Annotated in this window: 23 protein-coding genes; 19 read left to right on the forward strand and 4 right to left on the reverse strand. The window is 51.6% G+C overall.

What is annotated here, in order from left to right; translation table 11 throughout:
* Window positions 1–59 precede the first annotated feature (59 nt).
* The 3 genes from ACFO3I_RS12045 to ACFO3I_RS12055 all read left to right on the forward strand — a co-directional run bounded on the left by ACFO3I_RS12045 (window position 60) and on the right by ACFO3I_RS12055 (window position 2871).
* The gene (locus tag ACFO3I_RS12045; protein WP_377334228.1) at window positions 60–749 is read left to right on the forward strand and encodes a GAF domain-containing protein; all 690 of its coding nucleotides are present in this window, start codon (window positions 60–62) and stop codon (window positions 747–749) included.
* Between the two features lie 45 nt (window positions 750–794).
* The gene (locus ACFO3I_RS12050; protein WP_377334229.1) at window positions 795–1991 is read left to right on the forward strand and encodes an amino acid aminotransferase; all 1197 of its coding nucleotides are present in this window, start codon (window positions 795–797) and stop codon (window positions 1989–1991) included.
* A gap of 121 nt (window positions 1992–2112) precedes the next feature.
* The gene (locus tag ACFO3I_RS12055) at window positions 2113–2871 is read left to right on the forward strand and encodes a substrate-binding periplasmic protein (RefSeq protein ID WP_377334230.1); all 759 of its coding nucleotides are present in this window, start codon (window positions 2113–2115) and stop codon (window positions 2869–2871) included.
* Here ACFO3I_RS12055 and fldB read toward each other — a convergent pair.
* A complete protein-coding gene (gene fldB, locus ACFO3I_RS12060) occupies window positions 2868–3407 on the reverse strand; it encodes a flavodoxin FldB (RefSeq protein WP_377334231.1) in 540 nt (179 codons plus the stop codon). The two genes, ACFO3I_RS12055 and fldB, sit on opposite strands and share 4 nt — an antisense overlap.
* Before the next feature lie 47 nt (window positions 3408–3454).
* On the opposite strand from fldB, the gene xerD reads away from it, so the two are divergent.
* The 3 genes from xerD to recJ are packed head-to-tail and all read left to right on the forward strand — an operon-like array spanning window position 3455 to window position 6865.
* Window positions 3455–4402: a site-specific tyrosine recombinase XerD gene (xerD, locus tag ACFO3I_RS12065; protein ID WP_377334232.1), complete on the forward strand. Its 948-nt coding sequence runs from the start codon at window positions 3455–3457 to the stop codon at window positions 4400–4402.
* A 20-nt stretch (window positions 4403–4422) separates the two neighbouring features.
* Window positions 4423–5127: a bifunctional protein-disulfide isomerase/oxidoreductase DsbC gene (gene dsbC, locus ACFO3I_RS12070; protein WP_377334233.1), complete on the forward strand. Its 705-nt coding sequence runs from the start codon at window positions 4423–4425 to the stop codon at window positions 5125–5127.
* Window positions 5128–5137: 10 nt separating this feature from the next.
* Complete coding sequence (recJ, locus tag ACFO3I_RS12075) at window positions 5138–6865, forward strand: single-stranded-DNA-specific exonuclease RecJ (protein WP_377334234.1); 1728 nt, start codon at window positions 5138–5140, stop codon at window positions 6863–6865.
* A gap of 82 nt (window positions 6866–6947) precedes the next feature.
* On the opposite strand, the gene ACFO3I_RS12080 is transcribed toward recJ, so the two are convergent.
* Window positions 6948–8489 (reverse strand): alpha-N-arabinofuranosidase, encoded by a 1542-nt coding sequence (locus tag ACFO3I_RS12080; protein ID WP_377334235.1) that lies wholly within the window; start codon window positions 8487–8489, stop codon window positions 6948–6950.
* A gap of 294 nt (window positions 8490–8783) precedes the next feature.
* Here ACFO3I_RS12080 and prfB point away from each other — a divergent pair.
* A protein-coding gene (gene prfB, locus ACFO3I_RS12085) for a peptide chain release factor 2 (protein ID WP_377334236.1) occupies window positions 8784–9882 on the forward strand; the annotation gives its coding sequence in 2 pieces (ribosomal slippage) (window positions 8784–8858 and window positions 8860–9882; 1098 coding nt in all).
* A 27-nt stretch (window positions 9883–9909) separates the two neighbouring features.
* Entirely contained in the window at window positions 9910–11427 is a 1518-nt protein-coding gene (gene lysS, locus ACFO3I_RS12090; protein ID WP_377334237.1) for a lysine--tRNA ligase, read from the forward strand.
* 58 nt (window positions 11428–11485) lie between these two features.
* On the opposite strand, the gene ACFO3I_RS12095 is transcribed toward lysS, so the two are convergent.
* Window positions 11486–13870 (reverse strand): two-component system response regulator, encoded by a 2385-nt coding sequence (locus ACFO3I_RS12095; RefSeq protein ID WP_377334238.1) that lies wholly within the window; start codon window positions 13868–13870, stop codon window positions 11486–11488.
* Window positions 13867–15678 (reverse strand): PAS domain-containing sensor histidine kinase, encoded by a 1812-nt coding sequence (locus ACFO3I_RS12100; RefSeq protein WP_377334239.1) that lies wholly within the window; start codon window positions 15676–15678, stop codon window positions 13867–13869. Before ACFO3I_RS12100 ends, ACFO3I_RS12095 begins: the two co-directional genes overlap by 4 nt.
* Before the next feature lie 220 nt (window positions 15679–15898).
* On the opposite strand from ACFO3I_RS12100, the gene ACFO3I_RS12105 reads away from it, so the two are divergent.
* From ACFO3I_RS12105 to ACFO3I_RS12155, 11 genes are all read left to right on the forward strand, one after another.
* Window positions 15899–17536, forward strand: a complete 1638-nt coding sequence (locus ACFO3I_RS12105; protein ID WP_377334240.1) for a CTP synthase — start codon at window positions 15899–15901, stop codon at window positions 17534–17536.
* 59 nt (window positions 17537–17595) lie between these two features.
* Entirely contained in the window at window positions 17596–18891 is a 1296-nt protein-coding gene (eno, locus tag ACFO3I_RS12110) for a phosphopyruvate hydratase (RefSeq protein ID WP_377334241.1), read from the forward strand.
* Window positions 18892–18987: 96 nt separating this feature from the next.
* Window positions 18988–19632: a hypothetical protein gene (locus ACFO3I_RS12115; RefSeq protein WP_377334242.1), complete on the forward strand. Its 645-nt coding sequence runs from the start codon at window positions 18988–18990 to the stop codon at window positions 19630–19632.
* 73 nt (window positions 19633–19705) lie between these two features.
* Window positions 19706–19990: a cell division protein FtsB gene (gene ftsB / locus ACFO3I_RS12120; protein WP_377334243.1), complete on the forward strand. Its 285-nt coding sequence runs from the start codon at window positions 19706–19708 to the stop codon at window positions 19988–19990.
* The gene (ispD, locus tag ACFO3I_RS12125) at window positions 19987–20667 is read left to right on the forward strand and encodes a 2-C-methyl-D-erythritol 4-phosphate cytidylyltransferase (RefSeq protein WP_377334244.1); all 681 of its coding nucleotides are present in this window, start codon (window positions 19987–19989) and stop codon (window positions 20665–20667) included. The genes ftsB and ispD overlap by 4 nt, the downstream gene beginning before the upstream one ends.
* Window positions 20667–21149: a 2-C-methyl-D-erythritol 2,4-cyclodiphosphate synthase gene (ispF, locus tag ACFO3I_RS12130; protein WP_377334245.1), complete on the forward strand. Its 483-nt coding sequence runs from the start codon at window positions 20667–20669 to the stop codon at window positions 21147–21149. The genes ispD and ispF overlap by 1 nt, the downstream gene beginning before the upstream one ends.
* The gene (gene truD, locus ACFO3I_RS12135; protein WP_377334246.1) at window positions 21149–22189 is read left to right on the forward strand and encodes a tRNA pseudouridine(13) synthase TruD; all 1041 of its coding nucleotides are present in this window, start codon (window positions 21149–21151) and stop codon (window positions 22187–22189) included. Before ispF ends, truD begins: the two co-directional genes overlap by 1 nt.
* Before the next feature lie 17 nt (window positions 22190–22206).
* The gene (gene surE, locus ACFO3I_RS12140) at window positions 22207–22959 is read left to right on the forward strand and encodes a 5'/3'-nucleotidase SurE (RefSeq protein WP_377334247.1); all 753 of its coding nucleotides are present in this window, start codon (window positions 22207–22209) and stop codon (window positions 22957–22959) included.
* A 3-nt stretch (window positions 22960–22962) separates the two neighbouring features.
* Window positions 22963–23601, forward strand: coding sequence for a protein-L-isoaspartate(D-aspartate) O-methyltransferase (locus ACFO3I_RS12145; RefSeq protein ID WP_465269142.1), 639 nt, complete (start codon window positions 22963–22965; stop codon window positions 23599–23601).
* Window positions 23602–23643: 42 nt separating this feature from the next.
* Complete coding sequence (locus ACFO3I_RS12150) at window positions 23644–24222, forward strand: YqaA family protein (protein WP_377334248.1); 579 nt, start codon at window positions 23644–23646, stop codon at window positions 24220–24222.
* A 1-nt stretch (window position 24223) separates the two neighbouring features.
* Window positions 24224–25072 carry a peptidoglycan DD-metalloendopeptidase family protein gene (locus ACFO3I_RS12155; protein WP_377334249.1) on the forward strand — a complete coding sequence of 283 codons (849 nt, stop codon included), beginning with the start codon at window positions 24224–24226 and terminating at the stop codon, window positions 25070–25072.
* Window positions 25073–25080: the final 8 nt, after the last annotated feature.

Below are 25080 nucleotides of genomic sequence, written 5' to 3' on the forward strand. Positions count from 1 at the left end.
AAAAGCCGTTGGCAAAAGCCGGGCATCTGGTAAACTAACGCCAATTTTTAGAAATCTGGATGGCTGAATTGTCAATCGAATTTTATCTGCAGCAGGCTGGCTTAACCAGCCTGTTGCACGACCAACACCAGGCGATCGCTGCCGAAGTCAGCCGCTTAACGCAATTGGCTCCGGTTGCAGCCTCTGAGCTGCAGTGGCAGTATCAGGTGCCTGAGCTGGGTGAAGGTGGCGCCTGTTCTTTATTCGGTCAGTTGGCTGACGAGCCTTATGATCTGGCCGCGACTATTGGTAGCTCGGCGGCAACCACGCAAAGCTTGCAACAATTGACGGCGCTGGTTGCTGATTATCAGGCAGCAAGCCATAGCGACTGGTTTGGTATTTATCAGGCTCGCAGCAACAGTGCAGGTGAGCCGGTGCTGGTGAAGCTGGCGTATTTTGGCGCCGCGTCACGGGCTGAGTTTCCGCTGACTGCTGAATTTGCGCAAATCAGCAACAACAGCACTGTTGGCTTGTCTGGCAAAGCCAAAATTATTAACGATGTGACCGCTTATTTGACGGCAGGTGGTGAGTACTACACCTGTGACCCGAAAGTATTGTCAGAAGCTTGCCTGCCGTTGCTGCGGGCAGATGGCTCAGTGGCAGGTATTATTGACGCTGAAGCGTTCCGGCGTCAGGCCTATCATACAGAGGCGCTGGTCAGGCTTGTGGCGCTTTGTCTTGTGTTGCCGGCCCTGCTGCCCGCATCATAAGCAACACTGAAATTCACTTACACTCAGGACTAACAGGTACATACTATGTTTTCGCACTTACAGCCGACACCAATTGATCCGATTCTGGGCTTAATGGCCGCCTACAAAGAAGACCCTAATCCACAAAAAGTGGACCTCGGCGTCGGTGTGTATAAAGACGAAAATGGTCATACCGCAGTACTGAAATGCGTCAAAGAAGCGGAAGCTTTACGCCTGAAACTGGAAGACAGCAAAACCTACATCGGTATGGCCGGTGATTTGTCCTTTAACAGCCATATCGAAAAGCTGGCCTTTGGCCCTGCCCATCAGGTGTTGTTAGCGGGCCGTGTCGTGACGGCCCATACGCCAGGTGGTACAGGTGCACTGCGGGTTGCTGCTGAATTTATTAAAAAAGCCAATCCCGACGCCACGGTGTGGGTGACCAACCCAACCTGGGCAAACCACGTGTCACTGTTTCAGGCGGCTGGCCTGAAAGTGAAAGAATATTCCTACTACGATTGGGAAACCAAAGGCCTGAAGTTTGACGCCATGATGGCAGAGCTGGCCACAGTGCCAGCTGGTGATGTGGTGCTGGTGCATGCCTGCTGCCACAACCCAAGTGGTATGGACCTGAACTTTGCCCAGTGGCAGCAGTTTGCTGAATTGGCCAAAGAAAAAGGTTTCACGCCGCTGGTCGATATGGCTTATCAGGGTTTTGGTTTAGGTCTGGATGAAGACACCCAAGGTTTGCGTTACCTGGCTGATTTAGTGCCGGAATTATTGCTGTGCAGCAGCTGTTCGAAAAACTTCGGTTTATACCGTGAACGTATCGGTGCCGTCAGTGTAATCACGGCCGACAGCAAAACGGCGGATATCGCCAGGTCCGTGCTGCTGGCTGTGGTGCGCAGCATTTATTCAATGCCACCTGCGCACGGTGCCATTCTGGTCAGCCATATTCTGAATAGCGCAGAGCTGACGGCTTTATGGCATCAGGAACTGGCTGAAATGCGTAACCGCATTAACAACTACCGTCAGCTGATTATCGATAAGTTCAAAGAGCAGGGTATTGCACAGGACTTCAGTTTTATTACCCGCCAACACGGCATGTTCTCGTTCCTGGGTATTAACAAAGAACAAATCGAACAGCTGCGTAAGGACTACAGCATCTATATGGTGGGTTCAAGCCGGGTCAGTATCGCGGGCCTGAACCATAGCAATATTGATTATTTTGCCAAAGCCATGGCCGAAGTGCTGAAGGGCTAAGCTGGGCTGAGCAGAGTGCAGGGCGACGTAATTGTCGCCCTTATTCTTTCTGTCGTTGGAGTTTTGTGTGGTGCTCAGCTAGGCTGGCAATGTAGTTGCAGTGAAAGGACAAACCTTAAGTATGTACAGGTATCTGATTGTATTGTCGATGGTTGTGCTCAGTGTGGCCTGTCAGGCCGAGAGCCAGCAGCCGGCGTTACGGATAGTCACTGAACTGTCGCCTCCTCACCAGACACTGGAGAATGGGGATGTGGCCGGTATCAGCACTTCTATCGTCAAAGCCGTGTTAAAGCAGGCAGGTCTGGATGCCCGCATTGAAGTTTACCCTTGGGCCCGCGCTTATTACATTGCCAGCCATACGCCGAATGTACTGATCTATAATATGGCCCGCACCCCGGAGCGGGAAACGGAATTTCACTGGATTGGCCCTGTGGCCAGCTATAGGTTGGGCTTAACCCGGCTGGCGGAACGGACAGATTTAAACCCAAGCCGGCCTGAGCAACTGCAGAATTATTCTGTTGCGGCACAACGTGATGATTTCGCCGTCGAAGTACTGGAGTCTTATGGCCTGAAAGCCGGGCGGGATATTCAGCTGGCGGCCGATATTCTGGAGAGCTGGCGTTTATTGCTCAACGGCAAAGTGGATTACGTGATCGACGACGCCATGGCCATTCCCGATACCGAACAACAGCTGAAACTGCCGGCAGGTACGGTTCGTTTTGTATTAGCCATCAAAGAGCTGGAGCAGCAGACCTATCTGGCCGCCAGCAAAAATACCGATCCGGCCTTATTGCAAAAGTTGCTGGGCGCCCATCAGCAAGTACAAAGGCAGCAGCTGTACCAGCAAGTGATGCTGGCACCGCATCAGGCGCAGCCTTAAGCCAGGTTGACCAGCTCGTCCATCAGTTGGTTCAGCCACTGCCCTAAGCGTTCATCGGTTTGGTCATACTGATTTTCTTCATCCAGGGCCAGGCCAACAAAGGCGTTGCCATCCTCAGTTAAGCCTTTGGACGCGGTAAAGTCATAGCCCTGGTTTGGCCAGAAGCCAAGCCGGATACAGGGCTGGCTGGCAATGGCACCGTGCAGCATGCCTAGCGCGTCGACAAACCACTCGCTGTAACCAATTTGGTCGCCCATGCCGTAAATAGCCACCAGCTTGCCGGACAAGTCCAGCGTACTGACCTGGTCCCAATGTGCTTCCCAGTCTTCCTGCAGTTCGCCGAAATCCCAGGTTGAGATGCCAAAAATCAACAGGTCATACTGGCTGACCAACGACAAAGGCTGCTGTTTAATATTGTGAAGTGTTACACTGCTGCCATCCGGCAGGCTCGGCTCTAATGCCAGCATGGCCTGAATTTTCTCTGCCACCATCTCGGTATAGCAGGTGGTAGAACCGTAAAAAATACCAATATTCATCAGAAACCCGACCCAAAGCGTTGCGGGCGGGCAGTGTAGCAGAAGCGATGAGCCGGACCAACCAAAGCCTGAAAAAGGATAAACGTCATACTAAAACTGAATTACCGGCAGCAGAGCAGCTGCTGATCCAGCAGTTTCTGGATCAGTTTTGGCTGGATAAAGGCGTCAGTTCAAACACCTTGAGTGCCTACGGTACCGACTTGCACAAGCTGGCTGAATTCTTACAGAGCCAGGCGTCTGATTTCAAGCAGCTGGACACTCAGTTGCTGAACCACTATCTGGCCTGGCGTGTTGACCAAGGCTTCAGCCCTCGCAGTACGTCCCGCGCCTTAAGCAGCTTGCGGCGCTTTTACCGGCATTTGCATAAAAGTGGCCAGTTGGCACAGAACCCGTTGGCGTCGGTACTGAACCCGAAAATTGGCCGGGCTTTACCAAAAACCTTGTCTGAACAGGATGTCGAAGCCTTGCTGGAGGCACCACAAATCGACGATTTAATTCAGTTTCGCGACAAAGTGATGTTAGAAATTCTGTATGCAGCTGGTCTAAGGGTATCCGAGTTGGTTGGATTAACTTTGCAGCAAATCAATTTGCGGCAAGGGCTGGTCCGGATCACCGGTAAAGGTCAGAAAGAGCGTCTGGTCCCCTTGGGAGAAAATGCGGTGGAGTGGCTGGATAAGTTTCTGCATCAGGGCCGGGGCTTGTTATTGACCAGCCAAAGCAGCATAGTATTCCCCAGTTTACGAGGGCAGCCAATGACCCGGCAAACCTTCTGGCATCGAATTAAACTCTATGCAAAACAAGCAGGTATTCAGGTTGACTTGTCGCCACATACCTTGCGCCATGCCTTCGCCACCCATTTGCTGAACCATGGGGCGGATTTGCGTGTGGTGCAGCTGTTGCTTGGGCACAATGATTTATCAACGACACAGATTTACACCCATGTGGCTCAGGCCAGGTTAAAAACGCTGCATCAGCAGCATCACCCCCGGGGTTAGTAGTAACAAGGATCACAGATATGAAAAAGTTAATTTCCGCCTTGGTTTTGCCTTTATTGGTGTCCGTTCAGGCAATGGCTCAGGTGGCGCCAGATGTCACAGACGCCTTTGCTGAGGTGGGCCTGACGCCCAAGTCGGTTGCCAACTCGGCGGTTCCTGGTTTGTTGCAGGTTCAAACGGACAAAGGGTTGTTTTTTATGTCGGAAAACAAACAGTTCCTGCTGGAAGGCAATATTTACGACCTGAAAAACAAAGAACTGGTGAATGAAACCGTGATGAAAAGCATTCGTCAGGCAGGCGTAAAAGAGTTTGATAATGCGGCAATTGAATTTAAAGCGCCGGACGAGAAATATGTGATCCATGTATTTACCGATACCAGTTGTGGCTACTGCCGTAAGTTGCACAGTGAAATTGGTGAGCTGAATAAAGCGGGCATTACGGTGCGTTATCTGGCGTTCCCGCGCGGTGGCTTGCAATCGCCCACTGCGGATGAACTGCAATCGATTTGGTGCGCTAAGGATCCAAAACAGGCGTTGACCGATGCCAAAGCTGGTAAAGCGATCCAGCAGGCCAGCTGCCGTAACTCTGTAGCGCAGCAGTACAATCTGGGGCAAAGCTTTGGTATTAACGGCACGCCAGCCATTATTCTGCCGGACGGTCGTTTAATTCCTGGTTACCAACCGGCACAGGCGTTGCTGAACACCCTGAGCCAACCTGACGCATAACGGAGGCGGTTTGAGCAGTAAAACCATTCAGCGCCGCGACGTTCCTTCGATTAGTCCGGAGTTGCAGCAGTTTCATCCAGTGCTGCAGCGTATTTATGCCAGCCGGGGTATTGCTCAGCAACTCCAGTTGGCCCGCAGTGCCGCCCAGCTGGTGCCTTTCTCCGAGCTCAAAGGCATTGATGCAGCGGTCCGCTTGTTGCAACAAGCGCTGGAAAACCAACTGCGGATCGTGATCGTTGGCGATTTTGATGCCGACGGCGCAACCAGCACTGCCACTTTGTTATCTGGTTTAAAGGCATTTGGCTTTCGCCATGTGGAATACCTGGTGCCAAACCGCTTTGAATATGGCTACGGTTTGTCGGTGGAAATGGCTGAACTGGCGGTTGGGCAAGGCGCTGAACTGATTATTACCGTGGACAATGGTATTTCCGCGTTGGAAGGTGTGGCTTTGGCCAAACGCATGGGCGTGAAAGTGCTGGTGACAGACCACCATTTACCTGGCGCCGAGTTGCCGGACGCTGACGCTATTGTCAATCCAAACCAACCTGATTGCCCGTTCCCGAGTAAACAACTGGCGGGAGTGGGGGTGGCGTTTTACTTGCTGATGGCTTTTCGCGCTTATTTGCGTGAGCTGGGTCATTTCAACAGCGAACAACCTGAACCTAATCTGGCGGAGCTGCTGGATTTGGTTGCACTCGGAACTGTGGCCGATGTGGTGCCGCTGGATACCAATAACAGAATTCTGGTGCATCAGGGCTTACAACGTATTCGCAGTGGGAAAGCCAGGCCAGGCGTGCAGGCACTGATTGATGTGGCCAACCGCAAAGCGGAAAAGCTCACCGCACAGGATTTTGGTTTCGCGCTGGCGCCTCGTTTAAATGCAGCAGGGCGGTTGGATGATATGAGTCTTGGCATCAGCTGTCTGCTGGCGCCTGATTTACCCAGAGCCCGCATGTATGCCGCAGAGTTGGATGGTCTCAACCAGGAGCGCCGTGAAATTGAAGCCGGTATGCAGCAAGAAGCTCTGGCCTCCCTGCAACGTTTAAGTTTTGCGCAGGAACAATTGCCCGATGTACTTTGTTTGTATCAGAGCGACTGGCATCAGGGCGTGATTGGCATTTTGGCTGGCCGGATTAAAGAGCAGTTTCATCGCCCTGTATTGGTGTTTGCCAAAGGGGATGAAGGCGAGCTGAAAGGCTCGGCACGTTCTATTCCGGGGTTACATATCCGCGATTTATTGGACGAAGTCTCCACTCAATACCCTGGACTGATTAAAAAGTTTGGCGGTCATGCCATGGCTGCTGGTCTGACTATTGCGGAAGACCGCTTCGACACCTTTAAACTGGCATTAGGCTTTGTCGCGAAAAAATACATTACGCCCGAGCTGTTAACGGCGGTGCTTTATACCGACGGCGATTTGCCTGGCGACTGTTTGTCGGTTGCTTTTGCGCAGTTATTGCAACAGGCTGGTCCGTGGGGCCAGGCTTTTCCTGAGCCGGTGTTTGAGGGCGATTTTCTGATCCGCCAGCAGCGGCTGATCGCCGACAAGCATTTAAAACTGATGCTGGAAACCGCAACTGGGCAGTTGGTGGATGCCATTTGGTTTAATGCTGATAACAAAGCCTGGCCGGATGCCAATGTGAAAATGATCCGGCTGGCCTATCAGCTGGATATCAACGACTACCGCGATCAGCAATCAGTGCAACTGCTGATCCGGCATATCGAAAAGCTGGGTTAAAACCACAGTCTTGGGGTCAGGTCTTGAATTTTGCATTGAAATGCAAAATTCAAGACCTGACCCCCGGCTGACGCAACCGACGTTACTGAACTTTCACCACCAACACAGATTTGGCTGGCAGCTGCAGGGTCAGCCGACCATTGTTACCTTTGGCGCTGAATGGTTTGGGTTCAATGGCATGCGGTTTCTCAAAGGTATTGTGCGCGTCCATTTGAGCTGCGGTCAGGAGTTGGCCTGAAACACTTGCAATGACAATGCCCGCCAGATTAATTTCCGTGGTTTCACTTTGGTTTGGGTTCAGGTTCACCAACCCCAGATAAAGCTCGCCGTTTTTAGTCCGGGCAGCCGTTGCACTGACTGCCGGTACCGAAATATCTCCTACTTGATACTGAGGTACCCCGGTTAACTTCAATGGGACTGAGGTCGCATCCTGAAAGGGTACGTACATCTTGTAGGCATGGTAAGTTGGCGTCAGCAGCATCTTTTCTTTGTCGGTCAGGATCATTGCCTGCAACACATTGACCATCTGGGCAATGTTGGTCATATGGACCCGATCGGCATGCTGGTGAAAGATATGGAAATTCAGTGCGGCTACCACCGCATCACGCAGGGAGTTCTGCTGGTACAGAAAACCCGGGTTTTCACCTTTTTCCACGTCATACCAGGTACCCCATTCATCGACGTAAAAGCCGACTTTCTTTTCCGGATCCTGTTTGTCCATCACCGCTTTGTTATTGCGGATAAAGCCATCCATTGCCAGAGTGCGTTGCATGGTGCTGGCCCATTCGGCTTCAGGAAATTGCAAAGCCGCACCTTTTTTCTCCCATTTCCCTGTTGGCAGGGTGTAGTAGTGAAAACTGACCGCATCCATCTTCTGTTTGACATGAGTGGTCAAATACGCGGCCCAGGAGGTGTCTTCACTGTGGCTGCCGCTGGCAATCCATTTGGGGGTGTTGTGCGCCGGCGTTTTTAAAAATGTGGTGTACTGCTTGTACAAGTGGGTATAGAAATCCGGCGTCATGTTGCCACCGCAGCCCCAGGATTCATTGCCTACAGCAAAATAATCCACTTTAAACGGCTGCTCACGGCCATTTTTACGCCGCAGTTCCGCTAAGGTCGACTTGCCTTCGGCGGTCATGTACTCCAGCCATTCCGCCATTTCCTGTGGCGAGCCGGTGCCGAGGTTGCCATTGACATAAGCTTCTGCGCCCAGCAGCTCAACCAGCTCGAAAAACTCATGGGTGCCGACGGCGTTGTCTTCTTCCACACCGCCCCAGTTGGTATTGACCTTCACTGGCCGATTAGCCCGGGGCCCTATGCCATCACGCCAATGGTATTCGTCAGCAAAACAACCGCCAGGCCAGCGGACCAGCGGCACATGCAAAGCTTTCAGCGCGGACAGCACGTCATTGCGCCAGCCTTTGGTATTGGCGATGGAGGATTCAGCTCCAACCCAAAGTCCTTCGTAAATACCGCGCCCCAGATGCTCCGCGAACTGGCCGTAGATATTTTTATTGATGAGAGCGCCCTGAGTGCTGGTGTCGAGCTGAATTTGACTGGCGGCGAACGTGGTTGTGCTGAGGCCTAAACCTAGAAGCACAGCCAGAGGTTTGAGTAGTGGCATCGTTTTCTCCTGTTGATTTGGCTGGAGTTTTCTTTGTTGTCACAGTCTTCTGCTGCTTGGTTTTTATACATCGTATTGTAATACAAAACAACCCGACAAAGAGTCTCCATCAAAAAGCCCAAAAGACATTTAAAAAAACATAAACTCAGCCGCAAATTGGGGTCAGGTCTTGTATTTTGCATCGCAATGCAAAATACAAGACCTGACCCCAGTGTTTAATTCACACAGATGGCTGCATGGCCAGTGAAAAATTGCTACAATCGCGCCCAATTTTTTTCTGAAGCCTGAAGAACCATGTTTGAAGTCAATCCGGTAAACAACGCAATCAAAGACCTGACTGAGCGCACCGCTGTGCTTAGGGGGTATCTTTGACTTCGACAGCAAAAAGGAAAAGCTGGAAGAAGTCAGTCGTGAATTAGAAGACTCCGCCGTTTGGAACCACCCTGAAAAAGCACAGGCACTGGGCAAAGAACGCTCGGCGCTGGAGCAGATTGTAGGCACCATTGAAAAGCTGGAACAGGGTCTGGAAGACGTGGCCGGCCTGGTTGAGCTGGCGGTGGAAGCGGAAGATGAAGACACCTTCATTGAAGCACAACAGGAACTGGCCGATTTACAAAGCCAGCTGGAGCTGCTGGAATTCCGCCGGATGTTCTCTGGCCAACACGACCCAAGCGATTGTTATCTGGATATTCAGGCCGGTTCTGGTGGTACCGAAGCGCAGGACTGGGCCAGCATGCTGATGCGGATGTATCTGCGTTGGGGCGAAGCCAAGGGCTTTAACCCGGAGCTGTATGAAGTGACCGACGGTGACGTGGCAGGTATTAAAGGCTGCACCATCAAGTTTACCGGTGAATATGCCTACGGTTGGCTGCGCACCGAAACTGGTGTGCACCGCTTGGTGCGTAAAAGCCCGTTTGACTCAGGCAACCGCCGTCATACCTCGTTTGCCTCGGTGTTTGTGTCGCCGGAAATCGACGATGACATCGAAATCGAAATCAACCCGGCTGATTTACGTATTGATACCTACCGTGCGTCTGGTGCCGGTGGTCAGCACGTTAACCGAACTGATTCTGCGGTGCGGATCACTCACATTCCAACCAATATCGTGGTGCAGTGCCAGAATGACCGTTCACAGCACAAAAACCGCGACAATGCTTTTAAGCAGTTACGCGCCAAGTTGTACGAGTTTGAGCTGCAAAAGCAGAATGCTGAGAAGCAGGCGTTGGAAGATACCAAATCGGATATCGGCTGGGGCAGCCAGATTCGCTCCTATGTGCTGGACGATTCGCGCATTAAAGATTTACGTACTGGTGTGGAAACCCGCAATACCCAACAGGTATTGGACGGCGATCTGGACCGTTTTATTGAAGCCAGCCTGAAGGCCGGTTTGTAATTTGAGCTTAACAGTCAGGAACTGAAAATGTCTGAACAAAATAATCCAATTGAAGAACATCAAGACGTTAACAAACTGATGGCTGAGCGAAAACACAAGCTGGCGGCCCTGCGTGAGCAGGGCAACCCGTTTCCGAATGATTTTCGCCGTGAACACGTCAGTGATGAAGTGATCGCCAAGTACGAGCACTTAAGCAAAGAAGAGCTGGAAGAACAAAAAATCCGCGTGGTGGTGGCTGGCCGTATGATGCTGCGCCGCATTATGGGTAAAGCCAGCTTCACGACGATTCAGGATGTGGGCGGCAAAATCCAGTTGTATGTGGCGCGCGATAGCCTGCAGGGTGATGTGTACAACGAAGGCTTTAAAAAGTGGGACTTAGGTGACATCGTTGGCGCCAGCGGCACCCTGTTTAAAACTCAGACTGGCGAGCTGACTGTGTGGGTGGATGACATCCGTCTGCTGACCAAAGCACTGCGCCCGTTGCCGGATAAATTCCACGGCCTGACCGACCATGAAGCCCGTTACCGTCAGCGTTACCTGGACCTGATTGTGAACGAGCAGTCTCGTCGTACCTTCCTTATTCGTTCAAAAACTGTGGCCTATATCCGCCAGTTTTTTAACAGCAAAGGCTTTCTGGAAGTGGAAACCCCAATGCTGCAGGTGATCCCAGGCGGTGCTTCGGCTCGTCCTTTCGTCACGCACCACAATGCGCTGGATATGGCGATGTACTTGCGTATCGCGCCAGAGCTGTATCTAAAACGTCTGGTGGTTGGTGGCTTTGAAAAAGTGTTCGAGTTGAACCGTAACTTCCGAAACGAAGGCGTGTCGACCCGCCACAACCCTGAATTCACCATGCTGGAATTCTACTGGGCTTATGCCGATTACCGTGACCTGATGGACTTAACTGAAGAGTTATTCCGTGGTCTGGCGCAGTCGGTGCTTGGCAGTACCGAAGTGCCTTATCAGGGCAAAACCTTTGATTTCGGTAAGCCATTTGCCCGGATGTCGGTGACAGAATCCATTCTGCACTACAACCCGGACGTTAAACTGGAGCAGCTCACCACGCGTGAAGCGGTGGCGGAACTGGCGAAATCGCTCGGTATTCAGGTGAAAGACAACTATGGTCATGGCCGTATTCTGATGGAAGTCTTTGATGAGTTGGTGGAAACCAAGCTGCAGCAACCGACTTTTATCACTGAATACCCGGCAGAAATTTCGCCTTTGGCGCGTCGGAATGACGACAACCCGGAAATTACTGACCGCTTTGAGTTCTTTATCGGTGGCCGTGAGCTGGGCAACGGTTTCAGTGAGTTGAACGATGCTGAAGATCAGGCCGAGCGTTTCCGTGAGCAGGTGGCACAGAAAGAAGCGGGTGATGATGAAGCCATGTTCTACGATGACGACTTTGTAACGGCGCTGGAACACGGTTTACCGCCAACGGCAGGTCAGGGTATTGGTATCGACCGTCTGGTGATGTTACTGGCCGACGCGCCAAGTATCCGTGACGTGATCCTGTTCCCGCATATGCGTCACAGCGACAAATAAGGCGCGACTTTTACCCTCAGTGTAAAAAAAGGCGGCTCTGGCCGCCTTTTTTATTGGTTTAATTCAGCCGGCTTTTGCAGGGCTGCGGTCGACCAAAGAAATAGCCCTGGCCTTTATGGCAGCCCAATTCCCTCAGTAACTCGGCTTGTTCGGGCAGTTCGATTCCTTCGGCTACAGTAGTCAGGCCCAGCGCGTTGGCCAGGCGGATCACTGCTCGCACAATTTCATTGCTGGTGCTGTCACTGAGCAAGGCGGTGACAAAAGATCGGTCGATTTTCAGGCAGTCAATTGGCAAATCTTTCAGTCGGCTTAACGATGAATACCCGGTACCAAAATCATCCACCGCAACATAAGCGCCAAAGGTGCGAAGTTTCTGCAAGCTGTTTAAAATATCTGCCGACTGACTGAGTGCCGTTTCGGTGATTTCAAACAGCAAGGAGTCAAAGGATACCTGGTAGAGCTGACAAAGCTGGTAAATGGATTCACACAGCTGCGGGTCTTCCAGCTGACGCACCGATAAATTAATCGACAACCAGCGACAGCCCGGGTGTTGAGCCATTAGCGAGGCTTGATCCGACAGCACTTGCTGCAGGATCCATTGGCCAAGTTCTCCCATCAATGAGCTTTGCTCTGCCACCCGTATAAACTGATCCGGGGCAATGGTGCCTAACTCAGGATGCTGCCAGCGCACTAAGGCTTCAAAGCCAAGCACCTGGCGGCTTTCCAGTTGGATCACCGGCTGATAGACCATAAAGAGCTGGCCTTGCTGCGACAGCGCCTGTTTCAGGTCTTGTTCTATTTGCATACGCATCGACGTACGCTGCGCCAGCACCGGGTTAAAAAAGCAGAAGCGGCTGCGGCCTTTGTCTTTGGCATCAAACATCGCGAGGTCTGCGCATTTCAGCAAATCTTCATAACAGTCCGCATCTTCTGGGTAGCAGGCGATGCCGATACTGGCGGACACATTGACGATATTGTCTTGCAGTTCAATGTCCTGGGTGATGGTCTGCAACAGCTTTTCGGCAATATTGATGCAGGTTTCCGGCCCTTTGATATCCGGAAACACCAGCACAAATTCATCGCCACCTACCCGGGTAGCCATGTCGCCTCCCCGGATCAGGGTATTTAGCCGTGCCGCCACTTGCTGCAGCAGTAAGTCACCCATATGGTGGCCCAAGGTGTCATTGACCAGCTTAAAGCCATCCAAATCCAGGTACAGTAAACCCAGCATCGAGTGATTCCGCTGCGCCCGCTCAAGTTCTGCCCGCAACACTTTCTCCAGTTTGGCTCTGTTGCCCAAATTGGTCAGATGATCGTGAAAGGCGAGGGTATGCAGATGTTCTTCGGCCCGGCGCAAGGCTGAAATGTCGGAAAACATCAGCACATAGTGGTTTACTTTGCCTCTGTGCATTGGCGCCCGCACTTTACAGAAATGCTGCCAGGCCGGGAACAGTTTTCCGTCTTTACGCCGGCACTGAATTTCACCGCTCCAGTGGTTGGCACTGATTTCATCCAGATGGGTCCAGAGTTCCTGGTCTGCATCCGAGTAGAGAAATTGATCGGGTTGTTTACCGGCGACTTCATGCAGCTGATAGCCAGTGACCAGGCTAAATGCCGGGTTACAGAGCACAATATTGCATTTGTCATCCAGGATCAGAATGGCTTCGGAGGTGGTACGGAAATAGGTGCTGGCCTGGCGCAGCTGCAATTCTTCTTTTTGTTTACGGCTGACATCTCTGAGCACGCCTAACATGATCTGCTCATCCGCGTGCATCATGGGTTGGGCGAATATCTCTACAAAGGATGCTGCGTCAGCATCCTGCGTCTGAAACACCGCATTAAACGCTGAGTTTCGATTGATCAGGCGGGCGAGTCTGCTGCGTTCAAAGGGGGCCACCAGTTGGAGAAAGTCTTCTTTGCCTCCGCGTTGACTGACTCTGTACTCTGTCCTTAATCCAGTGTCGGCGTGAAGTTCCAGGCTGTCTTTACTGATATTCAGTTCCCAGGGCATCATCCTGGCAGCGGCCAGAGCCAGTGTCAGCCGTTGTTCAGAGCGCTTAACATTCATCTCAGCCTGATGGCGCAGCATGGCCATCCGAATGGTGGCATCCAGCTCTTTACGATCGAATGGTTTTATCAGATAGCCGTGTGGATAAGCTTCTGAAGCTTGTTTCAGTACTTGTTCATCACAAAATGCGGTTAAAAAAATAACCGGAATATCCAGCACCTGTTTCAAGTTCACCGCGGCTTCGGTGCCGCGCATCTTGTCGGCCAGTTTAATGTCCATCAGCACTAAATCCGGCTTTGTGTTCAGCGCTGTTGCCAGCACATCTTCGCCGCGCGCCAGCGTACCAACTACGGTATGACCAAGCTGTTCCAAGGTGTGCTTGATGTCCAGTGACACGACGTATTCATCTTCCACCACAAGAATGTTGTTATTCATTCTGAGTTACTCCCAGGATCTGGAACAAACTGAATGCGGTAATGGGTGCCTTCTGACTTGACGAGCTCAAACCGGGCACCGAGCTGTGCCAAAAAGGCTGGGATTAGCTGCATACCCAAAGAACGCCCTTTGCCGGGCTCAAAATCTTGTTTGATACGGCCATTGTCACCAATCTCCAGCAGATAGTGTTCCTGCTCTTGCTGTAGTCGGATGTAAATTTGACCGGGTTGGTCCACAGTGAAGGCGTGTTTAATGCTGTTGGTTAGGATTTCGGTCGCCAGCAAGCCGCAGGGAATGGCCTGACTTAGTGGCAGTTGCAATGAATTGTCTATAGCGCCGGTATCAAAGCTGACAGAATCCATTCCCGCAATGCTTTGACGGATCAGTTGACAAAGCTGGCAAAGGTAAGCGCCCAACGGGATCAGGCTGAAGTTTTTTTGCTCGTACAACAGCTGGTGAGTGAGGGCCATAGTACGGATCCGCAGTTGACTGTCGAGCAATAAATCCTTCAGCTCCGGGCTCGCGTTGTTCGAGCGCAGATTCAGCAAGCTGGAGACGATTTGCAGGTTGTTTTTCACCCTGTGGTGAATTTCTTTTAGCAGCAATTCCCGCTCATGCAGCAAGGACGTCTTTTCATCGATGATATTTTGCAGATGCTGTTTCGATTGCACGGCAAGAGTCACGTCGGTCACTGTGGCCAGTACGGCTGCTTTCGGGTCCTGTTCAAGGTAAGTCAGACCAATTTCGACAGGAACCAGCGAACCATCTTTGCGCTGGGCAAACAGTTCCTGCCGCTGGGCCATAGGTCGACTGGTCGGGTGCTGCATAAAACCAGAACGGTGCTTATGATGATTGGGGCTGGCTTGGGAGGGCACTAATAAATCCACCGGTTTACCGAGCAACTCTTCCGGTGCGTAGCCAAACATTTGCACGGCACGCTTATTGGCCAGGGTGATTTCCCCTTCAGCATTCACCGCAATCAGGGCGTCGGCCGCACTGTCAAACACTTTGCGAAAGCGGCTTTCGCTTTCTTGCAGTGCCTGTTCACTGCGTTTTCGGCGGGTAATATCGATGCCAGAAGGCACTAAAAACTGCACAACCCCAAACTCGTCAAAAACAGGCGCCATCATAAAGTCGATAATAATAACGCCATCCTTCATTTGAACCTGAACGTCAAACCTGCTGGTATGGCCTTGAGCTGCGCGGCGACAGGCTGCTTCTATCAATTCTGTATCAGCATTGCTGTGGGACCACCAAAAACAGTCCCAAAACTTTTTTCCTTGCACATCCTCAAGTGAGAGCCCTGCCTGAACCAACGGGGGGGCATTAGCGTCCAGCAGGGTACCGTCCGGCTGTAGTATGCCAACAAAGGCAAACATATTGTCCAGCACCTGTTTTAGCCGCTTCAGGTCTTGCTGGCGATGTTGCTGAATTTCCATCTCGCGGGTCTGGTTGCTGGCAATAACGGCTATAGCCACCACCTGTTGCTGCTCATCTTTAACCGGCAGGTAGGACCCGAACCAATGATTGGCGGAGGTGCTGGCGCCTGGTGTCAGTTCGAAATTCACCAGCGCGATACCACTGTCTCTGACTTTACGAAGCATCGGCAAGATAGTGCCCGCCATCTGAGGCAACACGTCAGCGACATGCTGATGCAGGTGGTCGCTCACCGGACAACCGTTAAAGTCGGCCAGGGTTGGGTTGATAAACAGATACTTGAATTCGGTATCCAGAATAGCTAATCCGGACGGAAGATGGTTAGCCAGGGCGGTCAGCCCAAGATGGGTTAATACGTCAGACTGCTGCACATTAAAGTCCTTCTTAAGTGTCTGGAAAATGTAGACAGCAGTAGTTTGAAAATCAAACAACTATTTTGGGGTTTTGCTGATAAATCACTGAGCGGCAAGCATATCTTGTGGTGATCTGTTGTTTTATACGGTTTACATTGAGCGAATGCAGTGGCTTTGTTATACTTTGCGCCCGTCCTAAGTACGTAATTCTTAATGCCATTGGCGTCTCAGAGGTCTCATGACTACTAGATACATCTTCGTGACGGGTGGGGTTGTCTCATCCTTGGGTAAAGGTATTGCAGCAGCCTCGTTAGCCGCTATTTTAGAAGCTCGTGGTCTGAAAGTGACCATTCTCAAGCTGGATCCTTACATCAACCTGGATCCGGGCACTATGAGCCCCATTCAACACGGTGAAGTTTTTGTGACCGAAGATGGCGCAGAGACTGATTTGGATTTGGGCCACTACGAGCGCTTTATCCGCACCAAAATGACCAAACTGAATAACTTCACTCAAGGCCGGATTTATTCCGACGTATTACGTCGTGAGCGCCGTGGTGATTATTTAGGTGCGACTATTCAGGTTATTCCTCATATCACCAATGAAATTAAAAGCCGTGTTGTGGCCGGTGGTGAAGGCCATGACATTGCCATTGTTGAGATTGGCGGCACTGTCGGAGATATCGAGTCCTTGCCATTCCTGGAAGCAATTCGCCAGTTGGGTACTGAAATTGGCCGCGAGCGCGCGATGTTTATGCATCTGACGCTGGTGCCTTACCTGGGCACGGCAGGTGAGATTAAAACCAAACCAACTCAGCATTCGGTGAAAGAATTACGTTCTATCGGTATTCAGCCAGATATTTTGGTCTGTCGTTCAGACCGTGCTATTCCGTCCAATGAAAAAGCCAAAATTGCGCTGTTCACTAACGTGGAAGAGCGGGCTGTGATTTCGTTAAAAGACGTGTCGAGCATTTACCAAATTCCGGCCTTGCTGAAATCGCAGGGGCTGGACGATTTGATTGTGCGCCGTTTCCACTTAAGTGCCAAAGAGGCCGATTTGTCTGAGTGGGAACAGGTGTTGTACCAGGAGTCCAACCCGACTGGTGAAGTGACTATTGGTATGGTGGGTAAATATGTTGAGTTACCGGATGCCTACAAATCGGTGAACGAAGCGTTGAACCATGCGGGCCTGAAGAATCGTTTGACTGTGCATATCAAATACATCGACTCACAAGATGTGGAAGCCAAAGGCACAGACATATTAGCTGGCCTGGATGCCATTTTGGTACCTGGTGGTTTCGGTGAGCGTGGTGTGGAAGGCAAGATTATGGCTGCCCGTTATGCCCGTGAAAACAAAGTGCCTTATCTGGGCATTTGTTTAGGTATGCAGGTTGCATTGATTGAATATGCCCGTAATGTGTTAGGTTTAACCGGCGCACATTCGACCGAATTTAATAGAAATACCTCTTACCCAGTGGTTGGTTTAATCACTGAATGGCTGGATTCAGAAGGCAAAGTGGAACAACGTACCGAGAAATCGGATATGGGTGGCACTATGCGTCTGGGCAGCCAGAACTGTAACCTCAAGCCCAATACCAAAGCCCGCGAAATTTACGGTCAGGACGTGATTACTGAGCGCCACCGTCATCGCTACGAAGTGAATAATCACTTTGTGGCACGCTTAGAAGAGGCAGGATTGGTGTTCTCCGGATTGTCAGCCGACAACCAGTTAGTCGAGATGGTGGAAATTCCAAAACATCCATGGTTTGTTGCCGGTCAGTTCCATCCGGAATTTAACTCGACGCCGAGGGACGGCCATCCGCTGTTCCGCAGTTTTGTCGCGGCCGCGTATAAACATCAAAAACAACAGTTAGTTTAATTTTTAACAAAAGCCGGGCCTCAATCCGGCTTTTTGCGCAGCATCTAAGGGGATTATTTATGTCTGAGATCGTCAACATCATTGCCCGTGAAATTATGGACTCACGTGGCAATCCAACAGTCGAAGCTGACGTTATTTTAGCGAGCGGTGCTATGGGCCGTGGTTGTGCACCATCCGGTGCTTCGACCGGTACCCGCGAAGCATTGGAGCTGCGCGATGGCGATAAAAGCCGTTATTTAGGTAAAGGTGTCCGTACTGCTGTGGCCAACATTGATGGCCCCATTAAAGCCGCGCTGTTAGGCAAATCAGCCTACGACCAGGCGGCAATCGACCAGATCATGATTGACCTGGACGGCACCGAATCTAAATCTAAGCTGGGTGCGAACGCTATTCTGGCGGTGTCACTGGCCGTAGCCCGCGCTGCTGCAGCCGATAAGAAAATCCCGTTGTATCAGCACATTGCCGAACTGAATGGCACGCCAGGTGTGTACTCTATGCCGGTGCCGATGATGAATATCATCAATGGTGGTGAGCACGCCGATAACAACGTCGACATTCAGGAATTCATGGTGCAGCCGGTTGGCGCGAAAAATTTCGCGGAAGCGCTGCGTATGGGTGCTGAAATTTTCCATCAGCTGAAAAAAGAATTACACAGCCAGGGTTTAAACACAGCTGTGGGTGATGAAGGTGGTTTTGCACCGGACCTGAAGTCCAACGAAGAAGCCTTAACTGTGATTTCCAAGGCTGTGGCTGCCGCTGGTTACGAGCTGAACAAAGACGTGACGCTGGCGCTGGACTGCGCAGCCTCTGAGTTCTATGTTGACGGTAAATACAAACTGTCAGGTGAAGGTAAAGAATTCACTTCGTATGAATTCAATGACTTCCTGGCTGGTTTAGCCACCCGTTTCCCTATCGTTTCTATTGAAGACGGTCTGGATGAATCCGATTGGGACGGCTGGAAAGATTTAACCAATAAAATTGGTAGCAAAGTGCAGTTGGTGGGAGACGATTTATTCGTCACCAACACCAAAATTCTGACCCGCGGTATTGAACAAGGTATTGGTAACTCGATTCTGATCAAGTTCAACCAGATCGGTTCTCTGACTGAAACACTGGCGGCTATCAAGATGGCGAAAGATGCCGGCTTTACTGCGGTGATTTCACACCGTTCAGGCGAAACTGAAGATGCCTTTATTGCTGATTTAGCTGTAGGTACTGCGGCTGGTCAAATCAAAACCGGTTCACTGTGCCGTTCCGACCGCGTGTCTAAGTACAACCAGTTGCTGCGTATTGAGCAGGAACTGGGGGCCAAAGCGCCGTACCGTGGCCGGGTGGAAATCAAAGGTCAAGCCTAAGTGGTTGACTTATAGGGGCGGGCCTTGTGCCCGCCCTTGTTTTTGACGTACAGTCGGTATCCAGATTGGAGTCTCGCTGTACGATAAAACCTGGCAATGAAAAAACACGATGCTGATCAACATCAGCTCTGGCAGGACGAAGCCCAAAGTCAGGCCTACACCGAATTGTGCAACGCGCTGTATGAGCGCGAAATCTCCCGTTTGTCTAAACTTCCGGTTGAGCTTTTACCAACGCTGGCGAAACGTCTGGCCAGTCTGCCTTTTTATATTCGCCGCGCCGCTGAACGTATTGTGCAGCACCCGTCACCTTTGCAGTTTGATGGTCAGAATGCCAGTTGGCTGGCCCGACAATCTGTGCAATGCCCTGCCAAAGAGCAAGGTATTGAACAAATCGAGCAGTTTTATCGCAAATATGCCAAAAAAGCGCTGATCGTACCGGTGTACCAGCAGCAACAAGGGCTGGAAACCGTCTGGCTGGATTCTGTGGATGAAATTGATCTGGACGGCAGCCGCTTGCACTGCAACGAACATGGTTGGTTTGGTCTGAATGGCACGCCATTGGCACAGGAAAACGCCGATAAATTTTTATTGAAGCCGAGTAAAAGCCTGATGACTGCCGCTTGCAGTGGTCACTTGTGGTTGAATGCGGAACGAAAAACACCACGTTTACTGAGTTTACGCGAGCTTTTATTGGCCAGTCGTCTGAACTGGCAGAACTTTGCCAAACCTTTTCAGCCCTGAATGCGGCTCTGGGGCTTTCCTGCACGGATTTCAGCCTTCATAATATGGCTAGGGATCCGGAGCGAACTGACGAATGCGATTACTGGTTTTATTACTGCTGATACTGTTGATTGCACTTCAACACCGCTTGTGGCTGGGACAGCACAGCGTGATGGAGTATTGGGCGCATCAAACCCAGCTTGGCAACGTGGAGCAGCAAAACGCCCAATTGGTGAAACGCAACCAGTTGCTCAGAGCCGACGTGACGGATTTGCAGATAGGGATGGATGCCATCGAAGAACGTGCCCGCAATGAACTTGGGCTGATTAAACAAAACGAAGTATTTTTCCGCATTGTGACTCCAATGGAAATCAAATGATCCCCAACATAGCGACTGTGATCCCAGCCGCTGGTGTCGGGAAACGTATGCAGGCCGATCGGCCAAAACAGTACCTTGACCTTTGCGGTGCCACAGTGCTGGAGCAGACTGTGCGGCGTTTGCAGCAGGTCTCGGTTTTACAACAGTTTTATATCGCGGTGTCACCAGACGACCCTTATTACCCAGCTCTGTCGTTTCTGCAGCAAGGGTGTTTTCAGCGCGTGCAGGGCGGCACTGAGCGTGCCAATTCTGTGCTCAATGCGCTCCAGCAGATCAATGCAGAGCAGTATCCCTGGGTGCTGGTGCATGATGCGGCCCGTCCTGTGGTGCGGCTGGCCGATGTGCAGATGTTGATAGAACATTGTTTGGCTCAAAACGTTGGTGGCATTTTGGCCACTCCGGTGCGTGACACCATGAAGCGGGGAACCAGCCAGATTGAACAGACGGTCGAGCGCAGTGGCTTGTGGCATGCCTATACGCCACAGCTGTTTCCGACCGCATTGCTGCGAACCGCACTGACGGATGCACTTTGTGCCGGCGTTGCAGTCACAGATGAAGCCAGTGCGATGGAATGGGCCGGACATCCGGTGCTGTTGGTGCCTGGCCATGCCGACAATATTAAAATTACCCAGGCTGAAGATTTAGCTTTAGCCCGTTTTTATCTGGAGCGTAACTGATGGTGCCTTTTCGTATTGGTCATGGTTTTGATGTTCATGCCTTTGGTGGCGAAGGTCCTGTCACGCTGGGTGGTGTAAAAATTCCTTATGAGCAAGGCCTGCTTGCCCATTCCGATGGCGATGTGGTGCTGCACGCCGTGGCAGACGCCTTATTGGGTGCTGTGGCTCTTGGCGATATCGGCCATCATTTCCCGGATACGGACACCGCCTTTAAAGGCATCGACAGCCGGATTCTATTGCGTAAAGTCTTTGCCGACGTGCAGGCGCTGGGGTATCAGCTTGGCAACCTGGACGTGACGATTCTGGCCCAAGCGCCTAAAATGGCACCGCATATCGACGCCATGCGTCAGTGCCTGATGCAGGATTTAGACTGTGCTATCGGTGCGGTGAATGTCAAAGCCACCACCACAGAAAAGCTTGGTTTTGTCGGGCGTAAAGAAGGCATCGCAGTGGAAGCTGTGGTGCTGCTGGTGAAAGTCTGATGCAATTGCTGGCTTTACCTTATCTTTATCAGAAACCGCAAGGCACGGCGCTGCTGCGTGTCCAGCCGGACGACTTTATTGTGGAAGAAACCTTAAGTTTCACGCCCACCGGCGCTGGTGAACACCTGTTGCTGTTTATTGAAAAAATTGGCCAGAACACCCAGTTTGTCGCCAAACTGCTGGCCGAAATTGTCGGCTGTAAAGCCCGTCAGGTCAGTTACGCTGGCTTAAAAGACCGTCATGCGGTCACCCGTCAGTGGTTTTGTGTGCCTTATCCAATTAAACAACAACCTGACTGGCAACACTGGCAGATTGACGGCTGTCGCATTTTGCAGGTGACCCGGCATCAGCGCCGTTTGCGCCTGGGCGCTATTGCACACAATACCTTTCATTTGCGTCTGCGCGACGTATCCGACCCTGCTGAGCTGGAGCAACGGTTGCAGCAGGTAAAACTTGGGGTGCCGAATTATTACGGCGAACAACGTTTTGGCCGTGACGGTGGCAACCTGGTTCTGGCCGACAAGCTGTTCCAGGGCGGCAGTATTTCCGACCGTCAAATTCGTGGCCTGGCGTTGTCGGCTGCCCGATCCTTTTTGTTTAATACCCAACTGGCACGGCGTTTGGAGCAGGGGCTATTTAACCGCCTGATGCAAGGCGAAGTGGTTCAGCTGGACGGCTCAGGGTCCATTTTCAAAGTGGATGAGCCCGATGACGTGCTGCGTCAGCGTCTGGCCGAATTTGATATTCATCCGACGGCGGCTTTGGCTGGCTGCGGAGAGCCGTTGGTGCAAGGGGATGCGCTGGAGTTTGAACAGCAAAGCCTGCACAATTGGCAGCACTGGGTGGACGCTCTGATCGCTCTGAATATGCGTGCTGAGCGACGCAGTATTCGTCTGGTGCCGCGACAGCTGAGCTGGTACTTCGACGGTTCAGACGTCTGCCTGAGTTTTCAATTGTACTCAGGCTGTTTTGCCACGTCCGTGCTCAGAGAGTTGGTGAATTATCAGGATGTGCAGCGCCATCAGGCGCCATTGGATTAACGGTTTCGGAGGCCATAATGCGAATTCTGTTAAGTAATGATGATGGAGTGTACGCCAAAGGCATTCAGGTGCTGCAGCAGGCTTTAGCACAGATTGCAGAGGTGACTACAGTGGGGCCGGATCGCAACTGCAGTGGTGCCAGTAATTCGTTGACCTTGCTTAACCCGCTTCGTACTCAATTGCTGGACAATGGGTTTGTGGCTGTCAATGGCACGCCAACAGATTGTGTGCATCTGGCGATTAATCAGTTACTGGACAAGGCGCCAGATCTGGTCGTATCCGGCATTAACCATGGTGCCAATCTGGGCGATGATGTGCTGTATTCCGGCACAGTAGCCGCAGCCACTGAAGGCCGTCATTTAGGCTTGCCTGCCATAGCGGTTTCTTTGGCTGGCCGCGATGAACAACATTTCGCGACCGCTGCCCATGTCACAGTTCAGGTGATCAAAAAGTTGAAATCCCAGCCATTGCCTGCCGATCAGATCCTGAACATCAATGTACCAGCTATTTCGCTGGAACAATTGAAGGGCATTCAGGTTACGCGGCTGGGGCGGCGGCATAAAGCAGAAACCATGCAGCAGGCCACAGACCCTTGGGGCAGGCCTATTTATTGGTATGGGTCTTTAGGGCCTGAACTGGATGCAGGGCCAGGCACAGACTTTTATGCAGTGGCACAGGGCTATGCTTCGGTGACGCCCTTGCATGTGGATATGACGGCCTATCGCAGTATGGAGCAGCTGGGCCAATGGTTAGAAGGGATCAAGTGGTAAGTTATGGCTGTAGTGACACACCGCAGTGCCGCTGTTTTGGCACAAAAGCTTCAGCAAGAAGGCATTCAGGACAACAGGGTACTGACAGCGATTAGTCAGACACCCCGCCATCTATTTGTTGAAGCCGTTCTGGCACATAAAGCCTATGAAAATACCGCCTTGCCAATAGGCCAGGGCCAGACCATTTCACAGCCTTATATTGTGGCCCGGATGACTGAATTGCTGTTGCAATCGCCACAGTGCAAAAAAGTACTGGAGATTGGCACTGGCTCAGGTTATCAGACCGCCATACTGGCCCGCTTATTTGAACAGGTCTGCAGTGTAGAGCGAATTAAAGCCTTGCAGTTTCAGGCGAAACGCAGACTGCAACAATTAGACCTGCATAATGTGTCGATGAAACACGGCGATGGCTGGTTAGGTTGGCAAAGCAAAGCCCCATTCGATTGTATTATCGTAACCGCAGCGCCCCACGAAGTGCCGCAGGCGCTATTGCAGCAACTGACTGAAGGAGGGCGTCTGGTGATCCCGGTCGGTGCTCAGGAGCAAGTGTTGCGGGTATTTACCCGTTGCGGTGATGATTTTGAACAACAAGACGTGGAAGCGGTGCGGTTTGTGCCTTTGGTGCCAGGTGAGCTGGCCTAGAGCTTTGGTCTGCAGATGAACAACTAACTCAAGGATCTCAAGTTGCGTATTTTCCAATGGATGTATGACAAAGCTTTGCTCTGGTCACGGCACCGGCATGCAGAGCGCTATCTGGCAGGCTTAAGTTTTACCGAGTCGGTTATTTTTCCTATCCCGCCTGATGTGATGCTGGCCCCTATGGCGCTAGCCCGGCCTGAAAAAGCCTGGCGGTTTGCCTGGGTTACCACGTTATTTTCTGTGCTGGGTGGCGTCTGCGGCTACTTCCTCGGTTTATGGTTGTATGAACCCGTGGTATTGCCGGCGATGGAGTACTTAGGTAAACATGATGCTTTTGCCAAAGTGCAGCAATGGTTTACTGAATACGGTGTCTGGGTGGTGTTTATTGCCGGGTTTTCACCTATTCCCTACAAGTTGTTCACTGTGGGAGCTGGGCTGATGAGTATGGCATTTTGGCCTTTTTTACTCGCATCCTTTATTGCCCGCGCCAGCCGGTTTTTCCTGGTCGCTGGTTTGATGTATTGGGGCGGTGAAAAAATGCAGCAGAAACTGAGGGACATAGTCGATACCTTAGGCTGGGGCACCGTAGGTTTGGCTGTGTTGCTTTATTTGGTGTACCGCTAACGTGAAGCACTTTTGTTTCATTATGGCTGCCTGCAGTCTGGTGGCGTGTAGCTCGCGCGACGCGCCGGCGCCGGTCAGCAGCCTGAATGACATTCGGAACTACTACAAGAAACACCCTCAAGGGGAAGCCAACGCCCGCTACACAGTGCAGGCCGGTGATACCTTGTATTCTATCGCGTTTCGTTCCGGTTTGGACTACAGGGAGCTGGCGGCGCAAAACAATATTCCGGTGCCTTATCGCATCTACCCAGGCCAAACTTTACATCTTGTTAACGCAAAGACTGCGCTTCTGCGCGGTGAATCGCAGAAAAACCCAGTTAGTCCGCATAAATCGGGCTTGAATGGTTCAAATTTATCAAATATTTCATCTGTGAAACCGCTTCCAGACAACAAAGCGGTTGCACCTCAGAATCAAACGGGTTATGTTCGATCTCAGACGGTGAAACAAAACACATCAACCGCACCCAGTCCGGTATCCAGTTCAAAAATAGTCTGGAGCTGGCCGGTCAGGGGACCAATATTGGCTACTTTTTCCAATGCAGAACATGGAAACAAAGGCTTGGATATTGGTGGCGCTGCAGGAACTCAGGTTCGTGCTGCAGCGTCTGGAGAGGTTGTTTACGCGGGTAATGCCTTACGTGGTTATGGAAACCTGATCATTATCAGGCATAACGATGACTACCTGAGTGCCTATGCTCATAACCGCAAGCTTTTGGTTAAGGAACGCGACACCGTCGTCAGCGGGCAACAAATCGCTGAAATGGGTAGTACAGATGCAACCTCCACCCGGCTGCACTTTGAAATCCGTTTCCGTGGCAAGTCCGTCGACCCCAGAAAATACCTAAAATAAGATCACCC

It is taken from the genome of Rheinheimera marina (assembly GCF_042654345.1).
Taxonomy (GTDB): domain Bacteria; phylum Pseudomonadota; class Gammaproteobacteria; order Enterobacterales; family Alteromonadaceae; genus Pararheinheimera; species Pararheinheimera marina.

Bases quoted from the DNA above. Each gene is read 5' to 3' on its own strand.
- ispD (WP_377334244.1), top strand. From the start codon at position 19,987: ATGATCCCCAACATAGCGACTGTGATCCCAGCCGCTGGTGTCGGGAAA.
- ACFO3I_RS12095 (WP_377334238.1), bottom strand. From the start codon at position 13,870: ATGAATAACAACATTCTTGTGGTGGAAGATGAATACGTCGTGTCACTG.
- ACFO3I_RS12055 (WP_377334230.1), top strand. From the start codon at position 2,113: ATGTACAGGTATCTGATTGTATTGTCGATGGTTGTGCTCAGTGTGGCC.
- truD (WP_377334246.1), top strand. From the start codon at position 21,149: ATGCAATTGCTGGCTTTACCTTATCTTTATCAGAAACCGCAAGGCACG.
- xerD (WP_377334232.1), top strand. From the start codon at position 3,455: ATGAGCCGGACCAACCAAAGCCTGAAAAAGGATAAACGTCATACTAAA.
- ACFO3I_RS12045 (WP_377334228.1), top strand. From the start codon at position 60: ATGGCTGAATTGTCAATCGAATTTTATCTGCAGCAGGCTGGCTTAACC.
- ACFO3I_RS12050 (WP_377334229.1), top strand. From the start codon at position 795: ATGTTTTCGCACTTACAGCCGACACCAATTGATCCGATTCTGGGCTTA.
- ACFO3I_RS12115 (WP_377334242.1), top strand. From the start codon at position 18,988: ATGAAAAAACACGATGCTGATCAACATCAGCTCTGGCAGGACGAAGCC.
- surE (WP_377334247.1), top strand. From the start codon at position 22,207: ATGCGAATTCTGTTAAGTAATGATGATGGAGTGTACGCCAAAGGCATT.
- ACFO3I_RS12145 (WP_465269142.1), top strand. From the start codon at position 22,963: ATGGCTGTAGTGACACACCGCAGTGCCGCTGTTTTGGCACAAAAGCTT.
- ACFO3I_RS12080 (WP_377334235.1), bottom strand. From the start codon at position 8,489: ATGCCACTACTCAAACCTCTGGCTGTGCTTCTAGGTTTAGGCCTCAGC.
- lysS (WP_377334237.1), top strand. From the start codon at position 9,910: ATGTCTGAACAAAATAATCCAATTGAAGAACATCAAGACGTTAACAAA.
- eno (WP_377334241.1), top strand. From the start codon at position 17,596: ATGTCTGAGATCGTCAACATCATTGCCCGTGAAATTATGGACTCACGT.
- fldB (WP_377334231.1), bottom strand. From the start codon at position 3,407: ATGAATATTGGTATTTTTTACGGTTCTACCACCTGCTATACCGAGATG.
- ACFO3I_RS12105 (WP_377334240.1), top strand. From the start codon at position 15,899: ATGACTACTAGATACATCTTCGTGACGGGTGGGGTTGTCTCATCCTTG.
- ispF (WP_377334245.1), top strand. From the start codon at position 20,667: ATGGTGCCTTTTCGTATTGGTCATGGTTTTGATGTTCATGCCTTTGGT.
- dsbC (WP_377334233.1), top strand. From the start codon at position 4,423: ATGAAAAAGTTAATTTCCGCCTTGGTTTTGCCTTTATTGGTGTCCGTT.
- ftsB (WP_377334243.1), top strand. From the start codon at position 19,706: ATGCGATTACTGGTTTTATTACTGCTGATACTGTTGATTGCACTTCAA.